Below are 2016 nucleotides of genomic sequence, written 5' to 3' on the forward strand. Positions count from 1 at the left end.
ATGCCGGCGTGGCGGAACTGGCAGACGCACAGGACTTAAAATCCTGCGGGACTTATACTCCCGTACCGGTTCGATTCCGGTCGCCGGCACTGTATTTGAGGTTGTAAGATTTGTTTATAACAGGTCCTATAGCTTTTTTTATTTTAATCAATATTTTTATTCATTAAATTGTCTATATAATCGTATTTTCACTGAAGATTTTTCTTTAATTTAACTATAAAAAACTGATTTAATACATTTAAGAAACAAGATTATAAACTTAACATACCTTAAATTTTGCTGTCATCAGTTTTTATAGCAAGAAATCTTAATCTTATTTACTAGCTTAACACTGTGAAAAAAGTACTTGCTTCTATAAAAATTCATTATTTTCATTAAGGCTTTTATTTTCTTTATTGTGTGTCTTAACCGGTTTTCTAAGCGTGCAATCTCGTCTGAAAGAGACATTATAGCATCATTTAGTATTTTTTTGATATTTTATTAGATGGAAAATATTATTTGCTATATGATAAGTATAAGATATAATAGGGAAAAAAAATAGGAAAGATTGGAAAATAAATATGAGAACAAAATATGTAAAAGTACTACCATATGATACTAAATGGAAAAATGATTTTATTAAAATAAAAAACGAAATCAAAGGGACTTTAGGAAGTTTGGCTGTTTCAATAGAGCATGTAGGAAGTACTGCAGTTGAAGGTTTAGCAGCAAAACCCATAATAGATATAGATATTGTTGTCAGAGAAGTTGATGTTGATAACGTAATTAAAATATTGGAAGATATCGGATATTTTCATGAGGGGAATCTTGGGATTGAAGGACGGGAAGCTTTTTCTTATGAAAAAAAAGAGCATCTACGAACACATCATTTATATTTATGTCCTGAGAATTCAGAGGAGCTTAGAAGGCATATTGCTTTTAGAGATTATCTTATAAATCATAAAGAGGATATGATTAAATACAGTAAGATAAAAATAGAGGCAGCCAGGCTATTTCCACATGATATTGATAAATATATTGAGTTCAAAACACCGATTATTAATCAAATATATGAACAGATGAATTACAAATTTCGTAAGGCAAAGATTTCAGATTTATCTGAAATTAAGCGAATGTATCTCGATATAATTGATGATATGAAAAAAAACGGAATTGATATTTGGGATGACTATTATCCATGTGAATTGTTTGAGGAGGATATAACAAATAACAGCATGTATGTCTTGTTGGATGGTGATGCTATTGTAGCAGCTTTTGTAACAAGTAGGGATAATCCAGGCGCTTGTAAGGTCAAGTGGCAGTACAATGACAATGAAATTTTATACATGGACAGACTTGGTGTTAATGTAAATTACAAAGGAAAAGGAATAGGAAGCAGAATGCTGTCAGAATGTGAAAATATTGCATTAAAGCAGAATGCTACAGTATTAAGATTTTTTGTTGTTGACTGTAATGAACCGGCCATAAGATTATATGAAAAATGTGGATTTTTAAGAGCAGCTGGAATTTATGAAGAGGTTATAGATGAGGAATTGGTATTAAACGAATATGGTTATGAAAAAAATATAATATGAGGAGTTTTTTTGATGAGTTGTGTGGAGAGAAAATAATAAATAGTTTTGTAGACATCGGAGCAACTGATGCTTGTTGAATGTCAGCTATATTTTACTGGTGCATGCAATTATAATCATTTTTGTGATAGAAATGGTTTTATAGATACTGGAGCAACTGATGGTTGTTGAAAGAAAGTTACATATTTATTGGAGAATGCCATTAGAATCATTTTTATGATAGAAATGGTTTTATAGACACTAGGATAACTGATGGTTGTTGAAAGAAAGCTAAATTTTACCGGAGAATGCAATTAGAATAATTTTTGTGATAGAAATGGTTTTATAGATACTGGAGCAACTGATGGTTGTTGAAAGAAAGTTACATATTTATTGGAGAATGCAATTAGAATCATTTTTATGATAGAAATGGTTTTATAGATACTGGAGCAACTGATGGTTGTTG

At 30.5% G+C, this 2016-nt stretch carries 1 protein-coding gene and 1 tRNA gene; both read left to right on the forward strand.

Annotated features, from left to right (window positions below):
- Positions 1 to 2: 2 nt before the first annotated feature.
- Positions 3 to 89: transfer RNA gene (locus tag BM153_RS13155), tRNA-Leu, on the forward strand.
- 471 nt (positions 90 to 560) lie between these two features.
- Complete coding sequence (locus tag BM153_RS14235) at positions 561 to 1574, forward strand: GNAT family N-acetyltransferase (protein ID WP_092874928.1); 1014 nt, start codon at positions 561 to 563, stop codon at positions 1572 to 1574.
- Positions 1575 to 2016 lie beyond the last annotated feature (442 nt).

Origin of the sequence: Acetitomaculum ruminis DSM 5522 (assembly GCF_900112085.1) — a bacterium.
Classification (GTDB): domain Bacteria; phylum Bacillota; class Clostridia; order Lachnospirales; family Lachnospiraceae; genus Acetitomaculum; species Acetitomaculum ruminis.

Coding starts and splice junctions, on each gene's coding strand:
- BM153_RS14235 (WP_092874928.1), top strand. CDS start 561: ATGAGAACAAAATATGTAAAAGTACTACCATATGATACTAAATGGAAA.